This window comes from Limnohabitans sp. Jir61 (assembly GCF_003063545.1).
Lineage (GTDB): Bacteria > Pseudomonadota > Gammaproteobacteria > Burkholderiales > Burkholderiaceae_C > Limnohabitans.
Genome location: NZ_NESD01000002.1, coordinates 644,782 through 663,713, shown reverse-complemented (window position 1 = coordinate 663,713; position 18,932 = coordinate 644,782). Strand labels below are relative to the sequence as shown.

The following is an 18,932-nucleotide window of genomic DNA, read 5'->3' as shown; positions in this document are numbered from 1 at the left end:
ACCGAAGCGCCCTAGGTGTCTTGTGTGCAGCTGGTTCAGTGCACCACAACTGGGTTTTGGGCCAGTTCGGCGTAGCCAGCCAAGGTGTCTTCCACCTCTTCTTGGCTGGGCGCGTTTTCTTGCCAAGCGCGCAAATGGGCTTGGAACTGTTCGGCCCATGAGCCTTCGAGGTAAATCTCTTTGCCTGAGCGCTTGTCTACGATCTCAAAGCCGTGGCGGGCCAAAGCGGGCACGTCGGGGCGGACAGGCACAGTTGCATCGTCCACCTGTAGGTGCATGACCGAATACGTGTCGGAGTTGTAGAGCATGTCCATGGGGATCTTTCGGCGGAAAACGAATTGCATCTAAGCATATCGGATTCAAAAGCCCAAATTCAAGGGCTGGGCTTTTCGGCTTTGCTTAAAAGTTGGTCCACAAAGTCGCCATTTGCATTGGTAATGCGTAAACGCACGGGCAGATAGCCCAACGTGGGGGCAAACCAGAGCTCAATGTGTTGGTCAAACTCGCGGCGCGGCTTACGGTTGAGTTTGATGGCGCTGATGTCGCCAAAGGGCAGTTGCAGCATTTCTTCTTTTTCAACCAAGAATTGCCAGACCTCGGCCTCACGCTGCGACACGGTTTGGAACGACAACATGGTGCCTGCTGGAAAGCGCGTGGGATCGGCCGCTAACAGGCTGCTGAGCTGCAACACCACGCTCAGGCGATCTTGCGCGCCTTTGAGCAGCGGTGCATCAGGCGAGTTGGCACTGAAGCTGATGATGCCTTTGTCGCGCTGAAAGTGGGCCGCTAGCTCGCTGCGGGTTTTGTCGCCAAAACGGATGGGCATGATGCCTTCGGCCCCGAGCGTGCCTTTGCTCACCTGTACCCGTGAGCCTAATAAAAAGGCGCTCACTTCTAAACGGGCTTCGTATTCTTTGCCGTCTTGTTGCCAGTTGAGCTCGGCCGAGGCCCAGTAGTTAAAGCCTTTGGCTTGGCCTTGCACTTGGTATTTCAGCAGGGCAGAGTCTGGCGCTTTGAATGCGGTGATGTCGGTCAAGCCTTCGCTACCGGCGCGTTTGTAGGGTGGCAAATCCACGCCAGAAGCGCTACGCGCTGGCAGACTGAGTGGGGCGGCGAGGTCGTGGCCGAACTCATCAAACTTCAAGGGCTTGGTGCTTTCGCTCGTCTCAGCGACGGCATCCGGTTGTGACACAGGGGCAGGTTTGGCTGGTGCGGGCTTGATGGGGTTAGGCACTTGAGGCGCGCGAGGTGCAGCCACCTCAATTTGCCGTGTGATCAACGCTTGCGTGCGCAGTGGCTTGCCCGCTTCGGGCGAAAACCACAGCGGCATGCCGGCCAACACCCACAGGTGCAAAAGCAACACGCCAGCTACCAACAGCACCGCATGTTTGCGTTGCAAATGGATGGGGCTTGATGGCAGGGCACGGGCGTGCATGGCGGGCAGCGTTCTTTCATAGAATCGTGGCATGAAATTAGCCACATACAAAGACGGTACACGTGACGGACAACTGGTGGTTGTATCGCGTGACCTGAGCACCGCGCATTATGCGACGGGCATCGCCACCCGCATGCAGCAAGCGCTGGACGACTGGGGCTTCATCGCCCCGCAGCTGCAAGACTTGTATGAAACCCTCAACAACGGCAAAGCGCGTCACGCCTTTCCGTTTGACCCCGCCATGTGCATGGCACCGCTGCCCCGCGCTTTTCAGTGGGTGGATGGTTCGGCCTATTTGAGCCACGTCACCACGGTGCGCTCCGCGCTTGACATTGATTTGCCCAACGACACGCTGGAAACAGACCCCTTAATGAGTCAAGGCAGTGGCGACTGTTTTGTAGGTGCGCAAGCCGACATCCATTGCACCAACGATGCCATGGGGCTCGACTTTGAAGCTGAGCTGGCCGTCATCACAGGTGACGTGCCGATGGGCGCATCTGTCGACGACGCGCTAGAGGCTGTGCGCTTGGTGGTTTTGGTCAACGACGTGTCACTGCGCATGGTGGCGAAAAACGAATTACCCAAAGGCTTGGGCTATGTGCAATCCAAACCCGCTACTGCGTTTGGCCCTGTGGCCGTCACGCTCGACGAGCTGGGCGACGCTTGGGACAACGGTCGCGTGCGATTGACGGTGCAGTCAACCGTGAATGGCCGCAAGGTGGGCATGTGTGACGCGGGTGCAGACATGGCGTTTCACTTTGGCCAGTTGATTGCACACGTCAGCAAAACGCGACCTGTTCGCGCTGGCGCTGTTGTTGGTAGCGGTGCTGTGAGTAACGCACCGATCGAGAACAATGGCAAACAAGAATGGCCCAAGGGTGTGAGCTGCTTGATCGAAAAACGCGCCATTGAAATGTTGCTGGATGGCAAAACCAGCACCGAATACCTCAAGCCGAGCGACAGTGTGCGCATTGAGGTCAAAGGCAAAGATGGTCAAAGCGTCTTTGGCGCGATTGACCAAACAGTTGTTGGGCCGGACGTTTAACTGATCCTCTCAAAGTAAAAAGCCCGCTTGCGAACAAGCGGGCTTTTTTGTGCGTGGCACAAACGCCAAGCAGCTTTATTTGACCAACGCTGGGTCAGCCGCCATGTTGTCAAACTTCTTGAAATATTGACGAGCCATGGCCACCACTTGTGCGTCGGTGGGGTGGTCGCTGGCGATGCTGTCCACTACTGTGACATGGGCGTGGTGCTGTTTGCACCAGTCACGGAACTCGTCGCGTGCCAAGCCTGGGCCGGTCACCAACACCTCGTGTGTGCCTTCTAGCGCTTTGGCAATGTCGGCATACAAATGCGCAACTTCGTTGGGCTTGCCTTGGTGCTTGTGATGGCTGCGTGATTTGACGCGTTGGCTCTCCACGTGCTCACGGTCAAACATCAACACATGGGCTTCTTTATGGTCCATCCAAACAACGGCGTGAAAAGTGGTCATGTTGTTTCTCTTTCTTAGTGGTGGTTGTGTTCGATTTTTTCTTGGCAGCCAATGCAACGAGCTGCTTCGGGTGCGGCGCTCAGGCGTGCTTCGGGAATCGTGGCGTCGCAGTCAATGCAGTGGCCATAAGTGCCTGCGCTCAAACGGGCTAAAGCTTCGTCAATTGCAGCCAGTTCGGCGGTTTCGTGTTCGTTGATGGCGAACTCCAAGTCGCGCGCGGTGTTGACCTGTGCGTCTGAGTCTTCGTTGTGCGCGAAATGTTCGGCAGCCACTTCTGCACGGCTAGCTTTGCCACCGCGTTGCTGTGCAATTTGCGCCAACAAGTTTGCGCGTTGGTGCTCAAGCTTTTGCTTGAAGGTGGTGGCGTGTTGTGCGTCCATCTGAGCTCCTTGGTTTTGTTGAGTTCATGTTGCGCCTATCTGGCGCATGGATCATTGACGGAGGTCAATAAAGCGTCGTATGACGGGCGTTAGCCGGACGCTTCGATTGGTTTTTCATATGCGTCATAATTCCGCGCATGCAACAGCTGCGCCATGCCATCCAACTCACCCGCCTCGTGCTGGTGTGGTTTGCGTTGTCTGTGGGTGTGGCCATTGCATCTCCCGTGCTCAACCCTAAGGGCATGGACATGGTGTGTACCGGCACTGGCGTGATGAAGCTGGTGGTGCAGGGCGACGATGACAGCGCCGCATCGGCCAAAACGATGGACTGCCCTTTGTGCACGCCCATGACCGCGCCGCCGCCCGAGCTCAACACCACGTTGACTCAACCCTCCCCACTGGCCCATGCCTTGCAGCCTCTCGCTGCTGCGCACATTGCGGCCATCACTGCGCCCCCGCTGCCATCGCGTGGGCCGCCAGCACTTTTCCTTTGATCTTTAAAGCGGGCGATCGGCTCTAACGAAGCCGCCGCCCAGTTTGTTGGCTTTGCATCGTCTTTTCACTGACGTGTAGCAGCCGAGATTTGTGGAAAGTCGAATGAGAAAATTAAAACTCACACCAATCGCGCTGATCGCTTTTTCAATTGGTAACCAAGCATTTGCTGACACGGCGATGCAATCTATCGAAGTCATCGCAGATAGAACAGCGGGGCAAAAATATCAGATGCCCAACACGGTGGAAAGCACGACGGCAGAAAAAATTTCTGAAACAGTGAACATCATCGATACGCCAGACGCGTTGAAATACATGCCTAGCTTGATGGTGAGGAAACGTGATTCGGCAGACTTTGGCGGCGCAACGCTTGCAACTCGTATTTGGGGTGTGTCTTACAGCGCCAAAAGTATCGTCATGGTAGATGGCATGCCGATTTCCAGTCAGTTGTACAACGATAACAACTATGGCCCGCCTAAATGGTTTGTGGTGTCACCGGATGAGATTGATCGCATCGATGTGATGTACGGCCCGTTTTCTGCGGCGTACTCGGGTAACGCTATGGGCGCCGTTGTGGACATCACCACGAAACGACCCTCCAGAGAGTTTGAGGGCTCATTCAGTGTGACGGATGCCTTCCAGAACTTCAGTCAATTCAAAACGGATGACACGTACAACACCAAGCAGGCGACAGTTTTGTTGGGTGGTAAAAATGAAGCGATGTCATGGCGTCTCTTGTTCAATCATCAAGATGCCAACACACAGCCACGCGCTTTTGGCACGGGTACCACCGTGACACCGTATCCGTATATCAAAAAAGATGGCACGAACGGCGGTTATTACTTGGGCGCCACCACGTTGCTGCATGGCGTCAGTGACAACGTGAATGCCAAATTAAAGTTGGACCTCAACCAAGACACGCAACTCTCATTGAGCTCAGGCGTGTTCATGGGTAATACAGACTCATCGTCTCAAACATATATGTCGAATGGGTTTTGCGCCACAGGCGCAGGCCCTTGTTCGACGCTTGCCAGTGGCGTTTACGGATACAAGCAAGAGCATTGGGTGAATGGGGTTGGTCTAAAGTCTGATACGCGAGGTGCATGGGACTACGAACTGAACTTGTCCAACGTGCGCTACGTGAACGATGTGCAACGAACGGCAGGTTATTTAAATAGCGATGGTTCTGCAGTTAACAATAATTCAAATTACAAAGGGCAGGTGAGAGACATGTCTGGTACGAACTGGACAAATTTCGATGCCAAGGCTATTTATCGCCCCGCCGAAGCACCAGCACATCAGCTGAGTTTTGGTTATCACCAAGACTTTGCCAAGTTGAACAACGTCACCAACAACGTGACCGACTGGCTTGGTGGCAACACGGGCACCGCTAGCGCGATCGCTCAAGGCATCAGTGAAACAAAAGCGATTTGGGCGCAAGATGCTTACAAGGCCAACGAGCGTGTTCGCTATACCGTGGGTGGCCGGTATGAAACGTGGACGTCGCATGATGGTGGCGTTTATGCAAGTTCAACCTCTGCGTTGAACCAGCCGCTTGTTTCTGTGAATCACTTCTCGCCCAAGTTTGCTGCGCTGTTTGATTTACAGGATGGCGGGCTGCTTAACTTGTCACTGGCCAATGCTTATCGTTTCCCCACCGTGGGCGAGTTGTACAACGTCTCCACTTGCACGGCTGGCACAGGAAGCCCAGCTTGCAGCAGCGGCTCGACGCAGCCCTTTAACATCAGTCCAAACGCCATCAAGCCAGAGAATGTGAATGCATTTGAGGCAGCGTATTCCAAGGTTGTAAACAGCGTGAGTTACAGAGTTTCATTCTTTGCAGAGGACACGAAGGATGCGTTGATTTCTCAGTACGGCTATCCCAACCCAGCCAACCCAACGGGGCTGTATTCCTATTGGCAGAATGTGGCTAAGGTCCGTTCGCGTGGCGTTGAGTTGAGCAGCAACATTGAAAAATTTATTTTCAATCAACTCGATTTGTTCTCAGCCATCACGCGCGTGGATTCAGTGATTGCTGCAGACGACGGGTATGGTTATGGCACGGGATCAGCAAAGTCGGTCGTTGGAAATAAAACCCCAGGTGTTTCGCCTTTGCGCGTGAAGTTTGTTGCCACCTATCGCCCAGACGAAAAACTGTCTATCTCTTTGGGTGGTAGTTATCAGAAACAGTTCTATTCAACCATTGACAACAACGATGTGAATCCAGCCACTTATCAAGGCTTTGAAGGCTACACGTTGTTTGACATTAAGGCCCGTTACAAGGTGGATAAAAACCTAACGGCATCTTTGGGCGTAGATAACTTGAACAACCGCAATTACTTCATGTATCACCCATTTCCGCAACGCACCTTTATTGGTAATTTGAAATACAACTTCTAATTAACGAATCAACCCGAAAGCAATTGACATGCGACACCTACTTTCACTCACGGCAGCGAGCTTGGTGCTAAGCACCTTGGTTACCTGCGCACAAGCGCACGTTGTTTTATCTGAACCTAAAGCAATTGCAGGCAGTTACTACAAAGCCACGCTTCGCGTGGGCCACGGCTGTAACGGCTCGTCAACCCATAGTCTCGTTGTGCAAGTGCCGGCAGGCTTTCAAGGGGCTAAGCCTCAGCCAAAGTTTGGTTGGACTGTCGCGGCACGTAAAGCCAAACTCGCCACCCCCTACAACAGCCACGGCAAAACCGTGATCGATGACGTAGTCGAACTGCGTTGGGTGGCTGTCAGCAAAGAAGCTGCGCTACCCGATGACCAATTTGATGAATTCGCCTTCATGGGCCGCTTGCCAGATGGCGCTGGTCCGATGTGGGTCAAGATATTGCAGACTTGCGAGAGCGGTCAAAATGACTGGTCAGAAATTCCCGCCAATGGCACATCGACGCGCGGCTTGAAATTGCCCGCAGCTTTATTGGATGTGCAGCCAGCACCCGCACACGAACACCACCATTAACCCCAAGGAGTTTTTATGAAGTTTGCCAAACACCTCATCGCCGCCGCACTCACCGCTGTTTGCTCCGTCAGCGCATTCGCGCAAAACGTCACCGTCACTGACGCATGGGCACGTGCCACTGTGCAAGGTCAAAAGGCCACGGGCGCATTCATGAAGATCACCGCCAAAGACAATGCCAAGTTGGTGGCCATCAGCAGCCCTGTTGCTGGCGTGGCCGAGATCCACGAAATGAAAATGGACAAGGACGTCATGAAGATGGCGGCCTTGCCCAATGGCTTAGATCTGCCCGCTGGCAAAGCGGTCGAGCTCAAGCCCGGCGGCTACCACGTGATGTTGATGGATTTGAAAGCGCCTTTGACCAAAGACACTACTGTCCCAATGACGCTCACTTTGCAAGACGCTAAAGGTGTGAAGTCGAATTTCGAGTTGAAGCTGTTGGTGGGCATGCAGCCACCCGCCATGCCTAGCCACGACCACAGCACGCACAATCACAGCGAGCATAGCCACGGCGATCACAAGCACTAAGCTGTCAGCCTAGTGTGGGTTGGGGTTTGGTTTAATGCGACATATACATATAGGAGACAGACATGACCAACCCCGCCGGTTTTGATTTCACCAAGTTCGTTCCGGGCTTCGATTTTTTAAAGAACCTCACGCCCGGAGGTGGAACCACATCGACTGCTGCGCCGGGCTGGGTTGCTCCCACGCTCGACCCTGAAGAGCTGGAGAAGCGCATTCAAGAGCTCAAGACCGTTCAGTTTTGGCTTGAGCAAAACAGCAAAGCCGTGGGAGCCACGATTCAAGCCCTTGAAGTGCAGCGCATGACCCTCAATACCTTGAAGGGCATGAACATGAGCTTCAACGACTTGGCCGACTCGCTCAAGGTCAAGCCCCAAGCGGTAGCGCCTGCTGAGCCAGCTCAGCCTAAGTACACCTTCACGCAAGCTGAGGCGGCGCATGAAGAGCCTGCACACGAAGAAACCGAACATGAAGAGGCCAAGCCCAAAGCCAGCAAGCCTCGCAGTAAAAAAACAGCAGGTGTTGATCCATCTCACTGGTGGGGTGCCCTGACCGATCAGTTTCAGCACATTGCCACACATGCCATGAAAGACATGGCCGACCGTGCGCACGCACATGCATCGACCGAAGCTGGAAAGCCCGCCGCAAAAAAGCCAGCAGCAAAAGCAGCCGTGCGCAAGCCTGCAGCTAAGAAGCCTGCTGCTCGAAAAACAGCTGCGCGTAAAACCCCAGCGCGTAAAACCGCGGCAAAATCGAAGCGATGAAACTCTTCCCCTACGGCCACGCCACCCACCCAAAGTGGGAGATGGCCGCAGGTTTGGTGCTCGCGCAGCTGCGCGCTCACATGGCCTTGGCCGAGTACGCCGATGCGCCGCACCTTGGGCTGATCTACATCACAGACCACTATGCTGCTGATGCTCAGCACATCTTGACGCACCTGAGCGCTGAGCTACCCGAAGTCACCGATTGGGCCGGCACGGTGGGTGTCGGCATTGCTGCTAACAACGTCGAGTACTTTGACGAGCCAGCCCTCAGTGTGATGCTGTGTGACATCTCGCCCGAGCACTACCGCGTGTTCAGTGGTGTGGCCCCGCTGGTGCAAGCGGGGATGAGCGGCAGTTCATTTGTGCCGCACACCGCGCTGTTACATGCCGATGCGCAAACGCCTGATGTACCTGAGCTGATTGCCGAGTTGGCCCATCGCACCGCCAGTGGTTATGTCTTTGGTGGCTTGTCGGCCAGTCGAACAGACGTGGTGCAGTTTGCGCAAAGTGGTGACGGCAACATGGCTGGTCAGGGCAAAGCCACGGGCGTGTTCCATGGTGGCTTGAGTGGTGTGGCCTTTGATGCAGATGTCGCCATGATCTCGCGTGTCACTCAGGGCTGTTTGCCCATTGCCAAAGTGCACACCATCACCAGTGCCGACAACAACGTGGTGCTCACCTTAGATGACGAGCCCGCGCTGCATGTGTTGGAGCGCGACTTGCAAATCAGCCTCGCCAATACCCAACCTGCCATTGCCAAAGTGCGTGCGACCTTGGTGGGCTTGTCCGCAGAGCATGACCCCGCTGTCAAGCGCACAGGCGAGTTTGATGACGAGGTGCTGGTGCGCCACATCATCGGCATCGACCCAGGCCGTGAAGCAGTGGCCGTGGCACAACCTGTAGAAGCGGGCATGCGCTTGACCTTTTGTCAGCGCAACGCAGCAGCTGCGAGAGCCGATCTCACGCGCATTTGCGCCGAAGTGCGCGAAGCCTTAGAGCCCGAGGAAATGACGGCCGATTTGGCAGGTGCATTGAATGCCGATACCAACATCAACCCATACCCTGCGCGTCGAATGGCGGGGGCGATTTACGTGAGTTGTGCCGGTCGAGGCGGCCCGCACTTTGGCGGGGAAAGCGCGGAGTTGCAAATCGTGCGCCGCGCCTTGGGCGATGTGCCCTTGGTGGGCTTCTTTGCCGGTGGCGAAATTGCGCACCAAGCGCTGCATGGCTACACCGGTGTGTTGACGGTGTTCACGACCGAGGCTTAACAAGCGCTAAGCCTCGACTTAGGGTTTAGTGCTTCGCAGCCATGTGCGCTTCTTTTTGGTCGAGGATGACCTCAGGCGCTTCCAATTCTTCAGGCGTTGGGTTATTTAAGCCGTCATGCAAGCGTTGCATGTCTAAGTCGCCCGTCCATTTGGCAACCACCAAAGTCGCCACGCCGTTACCCACCAAGTTGGTGAGCGCACGTGCTTCAGACATGAAGCGGTCAATCCCCAAGATGAGCGCCAAGCCCGCCACAGGCACGCCACCCACGGCTGACAGCGTCGCGGCCAACACAATGAAGCCGCTGCCCGTGATACCTGCTGCGCCCTTAGACGTGAGCAGTAAAACAGCCAGCAAAGTGAGCTGTTGCGTGAGGCTCATGGGGGTGTCGGTGGCTTGCGCAATGAACACCGCAGCCATCGTCAAGTAAATGGATGTGCCATCCAAGTTGAACGAGTAGCCGGTTGGAATGACCAAGCCTACGACAGATTTGCGAGCGCCAAGGTTTTCGAGTTTTTCCATCATGCGTGGCAAGACAGATTCAGACGACGACGTGCCCAACACGATGAGCAACTCTTCTTTGATGTATTTCACAAACTTCCAAATGCTGAAGCCGTGCAACTTGCTGATGATGCCCAGCACCACAAACACGAAGATCAAGCAGGTCAAATAGAACGTGCCCATCAACTTGCCCAGCGAGAACAAGGAAGCCACGCCGTATTTACCAATGGTGAACGCCATCGCGCCAAACGCGCCTATGGGGGCCACTTTCATGATGATGCCCACGATGTCAAACAACACGTGCGATAACTTCTCAATGAAGTCAAACACCATCGTGCCGCGGCCGCCGAACTTGTGCAATGCAAAACCGAACAGCACAGAGAACAACAGCACTTGCAAGATCTCGCCTTTGGCAAACGCATCCACCACTGAAGAGGGGATGACGTTCAGCAAGAAGTCGACCGTGCTTTGCATCTTGCCGGGCGCTGTGTAGGCGGCAATGCTCTTGGTGTCGAGCGTGGATGCATCCACATTCATGCCCACACCAGGTTGCACAAAGTTGACGATGACCAAGCCAATGATGAGGGCCAAAGTGCTGACCACTTCAAAGTACAGCAGCGCCAAGCCGCCGGTTTTGCCCACCTTCTTCATGTCTTCCATGCCGGCGATACCAATCACCACAGTGCAGAAGATGATCGGCGCAATGATCATCTTGATGAGCTTGATGAAGCCATCGCCCAAAGGCTTCATGTCAGTGCCGACTTGTGGGTAGAAGTGGCCAAGCAAAACGCCCACGACCACGGCGAACAGCACCTGGGCGTAAAGCGATTTGTAGATAGGTTTTTTGGTGGATGTAGTGGTCATGAAAAATTTCTAAGAATGAACCTTAGAAATTTAACCCCTCATACCCCTATTCATCATGTGGGTTCCCACATGATTGATCCGTATCAAACCCCGCGGGCGCGGTCTTCTTTGAACTTCGCGCGGAATGCACCAAACTGGCCAGCCTCTAAGGCCTCGCGCACTTCGCGCATGAGGTTGAGGTAGTAGTGCAGGTTGTGCACGGTGGTCAGCATGGGGCCGAGCATTTCGCCGCAGCGGTCCAAGTGGTGCAAGTACGCACGACTAAAGCCGCCGCTGGTTGTGCCGTCGGGGCGTGTGTGGCCCGCGCAGGTGTAGCAGGTGCAGGTGCTGTCGAGCGGGCCGTGGTCTGCCTTGTGGCGTGCGTTGCGCAGTTTCAAGTCGCCATATCGGGTGAAGATGGTTCCGTTGCGCGCATTGCGTGTGGGCATGACGCAGTCAAACATGTCCACGCCGTCAGCCACGCCTTGCACCAAGTCTTCTGGCGTGCCCACGCCCATCAAGTAGCGTGGTTTGTTTTCGGGCAAACGGTGCGGCGTGTGTGCCATGATTTCTAGCATTTGGTCTTTGGGCTCGCCCACGCTCACGCCGCCAATGGCGTAGCCGGGGAAGTTCATGTCTACCAACGCGTCGAGTGACTCTTGGCGCAAGTTGGTGAACATGCCGCCTTGCACGATGCCAAACAAAGCATTCGGGTTTTCTAAGCGTGCAAATTCATCCTTGCTGCGCACGGCCCAGCGGCGGCTCATCTCCATCGACTTGCGGGCTTCCGCCTCTGTGGTGAGGTGACCTTTGGTTTCGTAGGGTGTGCATTCGTCGAGTTGCATGACGATGTCGCTGTTGAGCGTGGTTTGAATCTGCATGCTCACCTCGGGCGACATGAACAGTTTGTCGCCGTTCACGGGCGAGGCAAACGTCACACCTTCTTCTGTGATCTTGCGCATGGCGCCGAGCGACCACACCTGAAAACCGCCGCTGTCTGTGAGGATGGGTTTGTTCCAACGCTCAAAGTCGTGCAGGCCGCCAAAGCTTTGCATCACATCGAGACCGGGACGCATCCAGAGGTGGAAGGTGTTGCCCAGAATGATTTGCGCGCCCATCTCTTCGAGGCTGCGAGGCATCACGCCTTTGACCGTGCCGTAGGTTCCCACGGGCATGAAGATGGGGGTTTGCACCACGCCGTGGTTGAGCGTGAGCGTGCCGCGGCGGGCATGGCTGCCTGCGTAGCTGCCGTCTGCGGCAGGGGTGTCTTTTTTGAGAACGTCAAACTTCAACATGGTCGGTCTTTCAAGCAGTTTTTCTCTCTAACAGCATGGCGTCGCCGTAGCTGAAGAATCGGTATTGGTTGGCAATGGCGTGGCGGTACAGCGCGTGCATGTGATCAAAACCTGCAAACGCACTGACCAACATGAGCAAGGTGCTCTTGGGCAAATGAAAGTTGGTGATCAACACATCCACCACTTGGAACGTGAAGCCAGGCGTGATGAAGATTTGCGTGTCGCCGCTCGTCAGCCCACTTTGCGCCCAGCTCTCCAACGTGCGCACGCTGGTCGTGCCCACCGCCACCACGCGGCCACCGCGCGCGCGGCAGTCGGCAATGGCTTGCACAGTTTCGGGTGGAATGTTGTACCACTCGCTGTGCATGCGGTGCTCGGCCAAGTTCTCGGTTTTGACTGGCTGAAACGTGCCCGCGCCCACATGCAGCGTGACGCTCGCGCGTGACACGCCTTGGGCCTCTAGCCCTTGCAACACGCCTTCGTCAAAGTGCAGCGCCGCGGTGGGCGCTGCGGCCGCACCTGGGTGCTTGGCAAACACGGTTTGGTAACGGCGCTCGTCCTCGGCTTTGTCTTCCTCGGTTTCGTGCTGTGCGTCAGCCGTGTTTTGGTGGCGCTCGATGTAGGGCGGCAGCGGCATATGGCCGTGCGCTTGCATCAGCGTGTGCGGCTCGTCGCTGAACTTGAAGCGAAACAGTTGGCCGTCTTCGTTGGGCCAGCGGCCCAAGAGCGTTGCCGTGTAGCCGCCCACCATCAACAGCTCGGTACCAACGGGTGGCTTTTTGCTCACCTTCATGTGAGCCACCACTTCGTGGTTCGTCAGCACGCGCTCCACCAAAAGTTCTAGCTTGCCGCCAGTGGGCTTCTCGCCAAACAAACGGGCTTTCACCACTTGGGTGTCGTTAAACACCAGCAAGTCGTCGGCTTTCAGCAACGAGGGAAGGTCTTTGAAGGTGCGATTGGCAAATTCAGCACGGCGGCCATCTAGCAAGCGCGAGGCGCTGCGTTCAGATGCGGGGTGCTGGGCAATCAGGGACTCAGGCAGTTCGAAATCGAAATCGCTGAGCGTGTAAGTGTGTGACATGTGCTTGAGGGCCGGACGGGCCCGTTCCAAGTTGAAGGGGATCAGATGACAGAGGCACAATTGTCCCATGACTCGCGCCAAGCCATCCGTGAAGCCTGAAGCCAAAACGGACAACAAACCCCTCTCCGCACCGCAAAAAGCGTTGCGCAAGCTTGGGCTGGACCGCGACATTGATTTGGCCTTGCACCTGCCCCTGCGCTACGAAGACGAAACGCGCATCGTGCGGTTGGCCGACACGCGCGAGGGCGACATGGCGCAAATCGAAGCCACGGTGGTGTCGTGCGACATTGCCTACAAACCACGCCGCCAATTGTTGGTGGTGGTGGACGATGGCTCGGATACGTGCACGCTGCGCTTTTTCAGCTTTTACCCATCCCAACAAAAAGCTTTGGCGGTGGGCAACCGCCTGCGTCTGCGTGGCGAGGTGAAGGGGGGCTTTATGGGCCGCACCATGATGCACCCCAGCTTTCACATGGCGGGTGGCGAGCTGCCCAATGCACTCACGCCGGTCTACCCCACGTCGGCGGGTTTGCCACAGGTGTATTTGCGCAAGGCGGTGCACAGCGGGCTGGTACATGCGGCACGGCATGGCGCGTTTGTCGAGACGATTCCACCTGAGTACATGCCGCGCTCTGCCATGAGCGCTGGCGCGAAGGCTTGGAGTCTTGAGCAGTCGCTGCACTTTTTGCACCACCCCACGCCCGACGTATCGCTGGCGCAGTTGGAAGACCGCACGCACCCCGCGTGGCAACGGTTGAAAGCCGAAGAACTGCTGGCGCAGCAGTTGTCGCAGCTGCAGTCCAAGCGTGCGCGTGACGAGCTGCGTGCGCCGGCTTTGGTTTTGACAAAGGACGGTTTGCACGAGCAGTTGTTGGGCGTGTTGCCATTTGGTTTGACCGGCGCGCAACGCCGCGTGGGCGAAGAGATTGCACAAGACTTGATGCGCCAAGTACCTATGCACCGCTTGCTGCAAGGCGATGTGGGTTCTGGCAAAACCGTGGTGGCGGCATTGGCCGCAGCTGTGGCGATGGATGGCGGCTGGCAATGTGCGCTGATGGCCCCGACCGAAATTCTGGCCGAACAACACTTTCGCAAACTCATTGGCTGGCTAGAGCCGTTGCTCACACCGCTGGGCAAGCGCGTGGCGTGGCTCACGGGTAGCCAAAAGAAAAAAGAACGCACAGAAATGCTAGGCCTCATTGCCAGTGGCGAAGCCGCCTTGGTGGTGGGCACGCATGCGGTGATTCAAGAACAAGTAGTCTTCAAAAACTTGGCGCTAGCCATCATCGACGAGCAGCACCGCTTCGGTGTGGCTCAGCGTTTGGCCCTGCGCGAGAAGATGCTCACGCACGACGGCATGCCACAGCAAGAGCCGCACATGCTGATGATGAGCGCCACGCCCATTCCGCGCACTTTGGCCATGAGCTATTACGCTGACCTTGATGTGTCCACCCTCGACGAGTTGCCGCCGGGCCGCACGCCTGTGGTGACCAAGCTGGTGTCCGAGTCACGCCGTGATGAGCTGATCGAGCGCATTCGCCATCAGCTGGACGAAGGCCGTCAGGTGTATTGGGTGTGCCCGCTGATTGAAGAAAGCGAAGCGCTCGATTTAACCAACGCCACCGAAACACATGCCCTGTTGATGGATGCGCTCAACCAACCCGGTACAAAGCCTGTGCTGGTGGGCTTACTGCATTCGCGCATGCCGCCCGCTGACAAAAAGGCGGTGATGGCGCAGTTTGAGAGCGGTGTAATGGGCGTGCTGGTAAGCACCACCGTGATTGAAGTGGGTGTGGATGTACCCAATGCCTCGCTGATGGTGATTGAGCATGCAGAGCGATTTGGCCTGAGTCAGTTGCACCAGTTGCGCGGGCGTGTGGGGCGCGGTGCGGCCGCATCTGCGTGTGTGCTGATGTATGCCACAGGAGAGAGTGGGCGAGTGAGCGAGACCGCGCGTGAGCGGTTGCGCGCGATGGTGGAAACCTCGGATGGGTTTGAGATCGCAAGGCGTGATTTAGAAATTCGTGGGCCCGGTGAGTTCTTAGGCGCGCGTCAATCGGGCGCTGCGTTGCTGCGTTTTGCGGACTTGGCCGAAGACGGCGAGCTGCTTCAATGGGCCAGAGAATTAGCGCCGCTGATGTTGGACAAATACCCAGAATTGGCCGATCGGCACGTGAGCCGCTGGTTGGGTGGAAAATCAGACTTCTTAAAGGCTTAAGAACATGACCCTCACCGAACTCAAATACATCGTGGCCGTGGCCCGCGAAAAGCATTTTGGCCGTGCGGCGGAGGCATGTTTTGTGTCGCAACCCACGCTGTCGGTGGCTATCAAGAAACTCGAAGAAGAGTTGGATGTGAAGCTGTTTGAGCGCGGCGCCAATGAAGTGGCAGTGACGGCGCTGGGCGAAGAAATCATTCGCCAAGCGCAAAGCGTTTTGGAGCAGGCAGCCAATATCAAAGAAATTGCCAAGCGTGGCAAAGACCCGCTGGCTGGCCCATTGAAGCTGGGGGTCATTTACACCATTGGCCCGTATTTGTTGCCAAGCTTGGTGCGACAAGCCATCTCAAAAACACCGCAAATGCCGCTGATGCTGCAAGAGAACTTCACAGTCAAGTTGCTAGAAATGTTGCGCACGGGCGAGATAGATTGCGCCATCTTGGCAGAGCCTTTCCCAGACACGGGCTTGGCCACCGCGCCCTTGTACGACGAGCCTTTCATGGCGGCCGTGCCCAGCAACCATGCACTGGCCACCTTGAAGCAGGTGAGTGCGGAAGAGCTGAAAAATGAAACCATGTTGTTGCTGGGAAATGGCCATTGTTTCCGCGACCACGTGTTGGAGGTGTGCCCTGAATTCGCACGCTTCTCTAGCAATGCTGAGGGCATACAAAAGAGCTTCGAAGGTTCATCGTTAGAGACCATCAAGCACATGGTGGCGGCTGGCATGGGTGTGACCTTGGTTCCGCGTTTGAGCGTGCCCAAGGAGGCATTGAACACACAAGCCAAACGCAAGAAGAGCGAAGAGACGTATGTGCGCTACTTGCCCATCACAGACGACAAAGGCGGTGAGCCGCCTACGCGTCGCGTGGTGCTGGCTTGGCGTCGCAGCTTCACGCGTTATGAGGCGATTGCTGCTTTGCGCAACGCCATCTATGCCTGCGAGCTGCCAGGCGTGAACCGTTTGTCGTGATGGGTGTGTGAATGCGTGAACGCTTGAACCTGTACTTAGATTTGATTCGTTGGAACCGCCCTGCGGGTTGGTTGTTGTTGTTATGGCCATCACTCTCTGCGTTGTGGGTGGCGGCTGATGGCTGGCCCGGTTGGCATTTGGTGGCGGTGTTTGTGTTGGGCACCATCCTCATGCGCAGCGCGGGTTGCTGCATCAACGACGTGGCCGACCGTGAGTTTGACCGGCATGTCAAACGCACGGCAGAGCGACCTGTGACACGTGGCGCAGTGTCTGTGCGCGAGGCCTTGTGGGTGGGGGCGATGCTGGCGCTGGCTGCTTTTGCCTTGGTGCTGACCACCAACCCTGCCGCCATCGTGTGGTCGTTTGCGGGCTTGGCCGTGACCTTGATTTATCCCTACGCCAAACGCTATGTATCCATGCCGCAAGCGGTGTTGGGCGTGGCGTTTAGCTTTGGCATTCCCTTGGCTTTTGTGGCGGTGGGAAGTGCAAACCTTGAGTGGCAAGACATCAACCTTCAATCCTTGGGCGATGCCGTACCCATACAAGCGTGGGGTTTGATGTTGTTCAATTTATTTTGGGTGTTGGCCTATGACACCGAGTACGCGATGGTCGATCGTGACGACGACATTCGCATTGGCATGAAGACCTCGGCCATTACCTTGGGTCGTCACGACATATCAGCCATCATGGCGTTTTATGCGGTGTATTTGTGCGGCTGGTATGGGTTGCTAGAGCAGGAGAAGTTAAGCGGGCATTGGACGCTTGCTCTGTGCTTGGCTGGGCTGCAAGCGGTGTGGCACTTTTTGCTCATCTTGGATCGTTCGCGGGACGGTTGCTTTAGGGCGTTTCGTTTGAACCATTGGTTGGGTGCGACGGTCTTTGCTGGGATTGCTGCGGGTTACGCCTTGCGTTGATGCTGGATTACGCATGAGCATGAAAAAAGCGCTTGGGCCGATGCCGCAAGCGCTTTGTGTTAAGAAGCTTTAAGCGCTTGGCTTAGTGAGCTTTTGACTTTTTAGATTTCTTCTTTTTCAGTTTCTTTTTCTTGGCTTTCTTAGCTGCTTTCTTCGCGGCAGCAGAGTCAGTGTTGTTCACTGCAGGTGTTGATGCTTGCTCAGGCTGAGCCACTGGTGCTGCAGGCATGGCAGGCGCTTGTGCCAAGGAAGTCAATGGCAAGCCCAACGCGGCTGCCGACAAAAGAGAGATGAGAAGTTTGTTCATGGATGCAAATGTATTAAAAGTCAACAAAGTGATTGTCGCACCAGTTGTATGGCCTATTCTTACGCGCCATATTCATTGCCAAGCTCGTGCGCACGATGCTGCGCCGCTTGTAACGCAATTTGAAATAGCTCGCCCACTTGCGCGCTTTGCATAGAGGTGAGGGCTGCGTATGTGGTGCCGCCTTTAGAGGTCACACGCTCGCGTAAAACAGAGGGGGGCTCGTTGGCAGTCTTGGCCAGTTGCGATGCGCCTTCAAAGGTTCCGATAGCCAGTTGAGTAGCTTGCTCGACGGTGAGCCCCATTTTTACGCCAGCATCGACCATGGCTTCAATAAAGAAAAACACATAAGCAGGGCCAGAGCCGGAGATGGCGGTGACCGCATCAAGAAGAGGCTCGTCTTTGACCCATAGCAGCGCACCTGTGGTGGCCACGACTTGTTCAATCCATGTCTTATCAGCGGCAGTGACGGCCGCACGTGCAAACAGGCCTGTTTGGCCAAGCCCCACGAGGGCTGGCGTATTGGGCATGGCGCGAACAACACGCTCGCTGCCCAACCAGCTCGCAATGCTATCGCTACGAATGCCGGCGGCCACGCTCAGATGTAGAGCGTTAGCGCAGAAATTACATGTTTGCTGGGCTGCTTCTTTGAATGTTTGGGGTTTCACTGCCCAAATGACCAAGCCAGCTTCGGTCAATGTGGCATCGGCTGCAGCCAAGACGCGAACGCCAAATTGGGCCTGCAGGCGCTGGCGCGCTTCTACAAAAGGCTCGACCACCAAGATGCGATCGGCAGGCGTGCCTTGCTTGATCAGGCCGCCAATGATGGCGCTGGCCATATTGCCGCCGCCAATGAATGCAAGGGTTTGAGGGGTGTTGGAGGGTATGGACATACCGGAATTGTCTGCGAAACCAAAAAGAATCGTAAAAATAGTTTGACGCGACCCAAAAAGTTATGGCATAATCTGCGGCTCCGCTAAAAAGCGGGGTTTATCTGCCCCAAGTTGAAGCGTTGCGAGTGGTTCGCGACGTGGATGACGGGCCCAAGACTGATCGGTTTGTTGTGCGGCGAAAGCTGTGTGCAAATTGATGCAAGTTGGGAATATTGAAATGATCCAAACTGAAACACGGTTAGATGTCGCTGACAACACCGGTGCGAAGTCCGTTTTGTGCATTAAGGTGCTCGGCGGTTCTAAGCGTCGCTATGCAAGCGTGGGCGACATCATCAAGGTGAGCATTAAAGAAGCCGCTCCGCGTGGCCGCGTCAAAAAAGGCGAGGTGTATAGCGCTGTTGTGGTCCGTACTGCCAAAGGCATCCGCCGTGGCGACGGTTCGCTCGTTAAATTCGATGGCAACGCAGCTGTGTTGCTCAATGCAAAGTTGGAGCCTATCGGCACCCGTATCTTCGGCCCAGTGACGCGCGAGTTGCGCACTGAGAAGTTCATGAAGATCGTGTCATTGGCTCCTGAAGTTCTGTAAGGACT

The 18,932-nt window shown here is 55.9% G+C and carries 20 protein-coding genes; 11 read left to right on the top strand and 9 right to left on the bottom strand.

What is annotated here, in order from left to right:
• Positions 1 to 35: 35 nt before the first annotated feature.
• Together B9Z35_RS09590 and B9Z35_RS09585 are read right to left on the bottom strand one after the other, a co-directional pair.
• The gene (locus B9Z35_RS09590) at positions 36 to 314 is read right to left on the bottom strand and encodes a DUF3567 domain-containing protein (RefSeq protein WP_108283538.1); all 279 of its coding nucleotides are present in this window, start codon (positions 312 to 314) and stop codon (positions 36 to 38) included.
• A gap of 59 nt (positions 315 to 373) precedes the next feature.
• Positions 374 to 1,468, bottom strand: coding sequence for a DUF3108 domain-containing protein (locus B9Z35_RS09585; protein ID WP_233246528.1), 1,095 nt, complete (start codon positions 1,466 to 1,468; stop codon positions 374 to 376).
• Here B9Z35_RS09585 and B9Z35_RS09580 point away from each other — a divergent pair.
• The gene (locus B9Z35_RS09580) at positions 1,467 to 2,480 is read left to right on the top strand and encodes a fumarylacetoacetate hydrolase family protein (RefSeq protein WP_108283446.1); all 1,014 of its coding nucleotides are present in this window, start codon (positions 1,467 to 1,469) and stop codon (positions 2,478 to 2,480) included. The two genes, B9Z35_RS09585 and B9Z35_RS09580, sit on opposite strands and share 2 nt — an antisense overlap.
• 75 nt (positions 2,481 to 2,555) lie before the next feature.
• On the opposite strand, the gene B9Z35_RS09575 is transcribed toward B9Z35_RS09580, so the two are convergent.
• Both B9Z35_RS09575 and B9Z35_RS09570 read right to left on the bottom strand, forming a co-directional pair.
• Positions 2,556 to 2,927: a hypothetical protein gene (locus B9Z35_RS09575; RefSeq protein WP_108283445.1), complete on the bottom strand. Its 372-nt coding sequence runs from the start codon at positions 2,925 to 2,927 to the stop codon at positions 2,556 to 2,558.
• A 14-nt stretch (positions 2,928 to 2,941) separates the two neighbouring features.
• Positions 2,942 to 3,307, bottom strand: coding sequence for a TraR/DksA family transcriptional regulator (locus tag B9Z35_RS09570; RefSeq protein ID WP_108283444.1), 366 nt, complete (start codon positions 3,305 to 3,307; stop codon positions 2,942 to 2,944).
• 137 nt (positions 3,308 to 3,444) lie between these two features.
• Between B9Z35_RS09570 and B9Z35_RS09565 the strand changes: the two genes are divergently transcribed.
• The 6 genes from B9Z35_RS09565 to B9Z35_RS09540 all read left to right on the top strand — a co-directional run bounded on the left by B9Z35_RS09565 (position 3,445) and on the right by B9Z35_RS09540 (position 9,324).
• On the top strand, positions 3,445 to 3,801 hold the full coding sequence (locus B9Z35_RS09565) for a DUF2946 family protein (RefSeq protein WP_108283443.1): 357 nt from the start codon (positions 3,445 to 3,447) through the stop codon (positions 3,799 to 3,801).
• 103 nt (positions 3,802 to 3,904) lie between these two features.
• Entirely contained in the window at positions 3,905 to 6,199 is a 2,295-nt protein-coding gene (locus tag B9Z35_RS09560) for a TonB-dependent receptor (protein WP_108283442.1), read from the top strand.
• A 28-nt stretch (positions 6,200 to 6,227) separates the two neighbouring features.
• The gene (locus B9Z35_RS09555) at positions 6,228 to 6,773 is read left to right on the top strand and encodes a YcnI family protein (RefSeq protein ID WP_108283441.1); all 546 of its coding nucleotides are present in this window, start codon (positions 6,228 to 6,230) and stop codon (positions 6,771 to 6,773) included.
• 15 nt (positions 6,774 to 6,788) lie between these two features.
• Positions 6,789 to 7,298 carry a copper chaperone PCu(A)C gene (locus B9Z35_RS09550; RefSeq protein ID WP_108283440.1) on the top strand — a complete coding sequence of 170 codons (510 nt, stop codon included), beginning with the start codon at positions 6,789 to 6,791 and terminating at the stop codon, positions 7,296 to 7,298.
• A 62-nt stretch (positions 7,299 to 7,360) separates the two neighbouring features.
• The gene (locus tag B9Z35_RS09545; protein ID WP_108283439.1) at positions 7,361 to 8,056 is read left to right on the top strand and encodes a PhaM family polyhydroxyalkanoate granule multifunctional regulatory protein; all 696 of its coding nucleotides are present in this window, start codon (positions 7,361 to 7,363) and stop codon (positions 8,054 to 8,056) included.
• Positions 8,053 to 9,324, top strand: coding sequence for an FIST N-terminal domain-containing protein (locus B9Z35_RS09540; RefSeq protein WP_108283438.1), 1,272 nt, complete (start codon positions 8,053 to 8,055; stop codon positions 9,322 to 9,324). The genes B9Z35_RS09545 and B9Z35_RS09540 overlap by 4 nt, the downstream gene beginning before the upstream one ends.
• 25 nt (positions 9,325 to 9,349) lie before the next feature.
• Here the strand turns inward: B9Z35_RS09540 and B9Z35_RS09535 are convergent, their stop codons facing one another.
• From B9Z35_RS09535 to queA, 3 genes are all read right to left on the bottom strand, one after another.
• Positions 9,350 to 10,687 carry a dicarboxylate/amino acid:cation symporter gene (locus B9Z35_RS09535; RefSeq protein WP_108283437.1) on the bottom strand — a complete coding sequence of 446 codons (1,338 nt, stop codon included), beginning with the start codon at positions 10,685 to 10,687 and terminating at the stop codon, positions 9,350 to 9,352.
• A gap of 83 nt (positions 10,688 to 10,770) precedes the next feature.
• Positions 10,771 to 11,961, bottom strand: coding sequence for a tRNA guanosine(34) transglycosylase Tgt (tgt, locus tag B9Z35_RS09530; RefSeq protein ID WP_108283436.1), 1,191 nt, complete (start codon positions 11,959 to 11,961; stop codon positions 10,771 to 10,773).
• Between the two features lie 10 nt (positions 11,962 to 11,971).
• Complete coding sequence (queA, locus tag B9Z35_RS09525; RefSeq protein ID WP_108283435.1) at positions 11,972 to 13,042, bottom strand: tRNA preQ1(34) S-adenosylmethionine ribosyltransferase-isomerase QueA; 1,071 nt, start codon at positions 13,040 to 13,042, stop codon at positions 11,972 to 11,974.
• Between the two features lie 67 nt (positions 13,043 to 13,109).
• On the opposite strand from queA, the gene recG reads away from it, so the two are divergent.
• The 3 genes from recG to B9Z35_RS09510 are packed head-to-tail and all read left to right on the top strand — an operon-like array spanning position 13,110 to position 17,144.
• Positions 13,110 to 15,260, top strand: a complete 2,151-nt coding sequence (recG, locus tag B9Z35_RS09520; RefSeq protein WP_108283434.1) for an ATP-dependent DNA helicase RecG — start codon at positions 13,110 to 13,112, stop codon at positions 15,258 to 15,260.
• Positions 15,261 to 15,264: 4 nt separating this feature from the next.
• Positions 15,265 to 16,230, top strand: coding sequence for a LysR substrate-binding domain-containing protein (locus B9Z35_RS09515; RefSeq protein ID WP_108283433.1), 966 nt, complete (start codon positions 15,265 to 15,267; stop codon positions 16,228 to 16,230).
• A gap of 11 nt (positions 16,231 to 16,241) precedes the next feature.
• Positions 16,242 to 17,144 (top strand): 4-hydroxybenzoate octaprenyltransferase, encoded by a 903-nt coding sequence (locus tag B9Z35_RS09510; protein ID WP_108283432.1) that lies wholly within the window; start codon positions 16,242 to 16,244, stop codon positions 17,142 to 17,144.
• An 82-nt stretch (positions 17,145 to 17,226) separates the two neighbouring features.
• On the opposite strand, the gene B9Z35_RS09505 is transcribed toward B9Z35_RS09510, so the two are convergent.
• Both B9Z35_RS09505 and proC read right to left on the bottom strand, forming a co-directional pair.
• The gene (locus tag B9Z35_RS09505; protein WP_108283431.1) at positions 17,227 to 17,451 is read right to left on the bottom strand and encodes a hypothetical protein; all 225 of its coding nucleotides are present in this window, start codon (positions 17,449 to 17,451) and stop codon (positions 17,227 to 17,229) included.
• A 59-nt stretch (positions 17,452 to 17,510) separates the two neighbouring features.
• Positions 17,511 to 18,341 (bottom strand): pyrroline-5-carboxylate reductase, encoded by an 831-nt coding sequence (proC, locus tag B9Z35_RS09500; RefSeq protein ID WP_108283430.1) that lies wholly within the window; start codon positions 18,339 to 18,341, stop codon positions 17,511 to 17,513.
• Positions 18,342 to 18,558: 217 nt separating this feature from the next.
• Here proC and rplN point away from each other — a divergent pair, with 217 nt between their 5' ends.
• The gene (gene rplN / locus B9Z35_RS09495) at positions 18,559 to 18,927 is read left to right on the top strand and encodes a 50S ribosomal protein L14 (RefSeq protein ID WP_053172537.1); all 369 of its coding nucleotides are present in this window, start codon (positions 18,559 to 18,561) and stop codon (positions 18,925 to 18,927) included.
• The last annotated feature ends 5 nt before the right edge of the window (positions 18,928 to 18,932 follow it).

What these genes read in the sequence shown, in the direction of transcription:
- B9Z35_RS09590 (WP_108283538.1), bottom strand. Translation starts at nt 314, where the DNA reads ATGGACATGCTCTACAACTCCGACACGTATTCGGTCATGCACCTACAG.
- B9Z35_RS09580 (WP_108283446.1), top strand. Translation starts at nt 1,467, where the DNA reads ATGAAATTAGCCACATACAAAGACGGTACACGTGACGGACAACTGGTG.
- B9Z35_RS09585 (WP_233246528.1), bottom strand. Translation starts at nt 1,468, where the DNA reads ATGCCACGATTCTATGAAAGAACGCTGCCCGCCATGCACGCCCGTGCC.
- B9Z35_RS09575 (WP_108283445.1), bottom strand. Translation starts at nt 2,927, where the DNA reads ATGACCACTTTTCACGCCGTTGTTTGGATGGACCATAAAGAAGCCCAT.
- B9Z35_RS09570 (WP_108283444.1), bottom strand. Translation starts at nt 3,307, where the DNA reads ATGGACGCACAACACGCCACCACCTTCAAGCAAAAGCTTGAGCACCAA.
- B9Z35_RS09565 (WP_108283443.1), top strand. Translation starts at nt 3,445, where the DNA reads ATGCAACAGCTGCGCCATGCCATCCAACTCACCCGCCTCGTGCTGGTG.
- B9Z35_RS09560 (WP_108283442.1), top strand. Translation starts at nt 3,905, where the DNA reads ATGAGAAAATTAAAACTCACACCAATCGCGCTGATCGCTTTTTCAATT.
- B9Z35_RS09555 (WP_108283441.1), top strand. Translation starts at nt 6,228, where the DNA reads ATGCGACACCTACTTTCACTCACGGCAGCGAGCTTGGTGCTAAGCACC.
- B9Z35_RS09550 (WP_108283440.1), top strand. Translation starts at nt 6,789, where the DNA reads ATGAAGTTTGCCAAACACCTCATCGCCGCCGCACTCACCGCTGTTTGC.
- B9Z35_RS09545 (WP_108283439.1), top strand. Translation starts at nt 7,361, where the DNA reads ATGACCAACCCCGCCGGTTTTGATTTCACCAAGTTCGTTCCGGGCTTC.
- B9Z35_RS09540 (WP_108283438.1), top strand. Translation starts at nt 8,053, where the DNA reads ATGAAACTCTTCCCCTACGGCCACGCCACCCACCCAAAGTGGGAGATG.
- B9Z35_RS09535 (WP_108283437.1), bottom strand. Translation starts at nt 10,687, where the DNA reads ATGACCACTACATCCACCAAAAAACCTATCTACAAATCGCTTTACGCC.
- tgt (WP_108283436.1), bottom strand. Translation starts at nt 11,961, where the DNA reads ATGTTGAAGTTTGACGTTCTCAAAAAAGACACCCCTGCCGCAGACGGC.
- queA (WP_108283435.1), bottom strand. Translation starts at nt 13,042, where the DNA reads ATGTCACACACTTACACGCTCAGCGATTTCGATTTCGAACTGCCTGAG.
- recG (WP_108283434.1), top strand. Translation starts at nt 13,110, where the DNA reads ATGACTCGCGCCAAGCCATCCGTGAAGCCTGAAGCCAAAACGGACAAC.
- B9Z35_RS09515 (WP_108283433.1), top strand. Translation starts at nt 15,265, where the DNA reads ATGACCCTCACCGAACTCAAATACATCGTGGCCGTGGCCCGCGAAAAG.
- B9Z35_RS09510 (WP_108283432.1), top strand. Translation starts at nt 16,242, where the DNA reads ATGCGTGAACGCTTGAACCTGTACTTAGATTTGATTCGTTGGAACCGC.
- B9Z35_RS09505 (WP_108283431.1), bottom strand. Translation starts at nt 17,451, where the DNA reads ATGAACAAACTTCTCATCTCTCTTTTGTCGGCAGCCGCGTTGGGCTTG.
- proC (WP_108283430.1), bottom strand. Translation starts at nt 18,341, where the DNA reads ATGTCCATACCCTCCAACACCCCTCAAACCCTTGCATTCATTGGCGGC.
- rplN (WP_053172537.1), top strand. Translation starts at nt 18,559, where the DNA reads ATGATCCAAACTGAAACACGGTTAGATGTCGCTGACAACACCGGTGCG.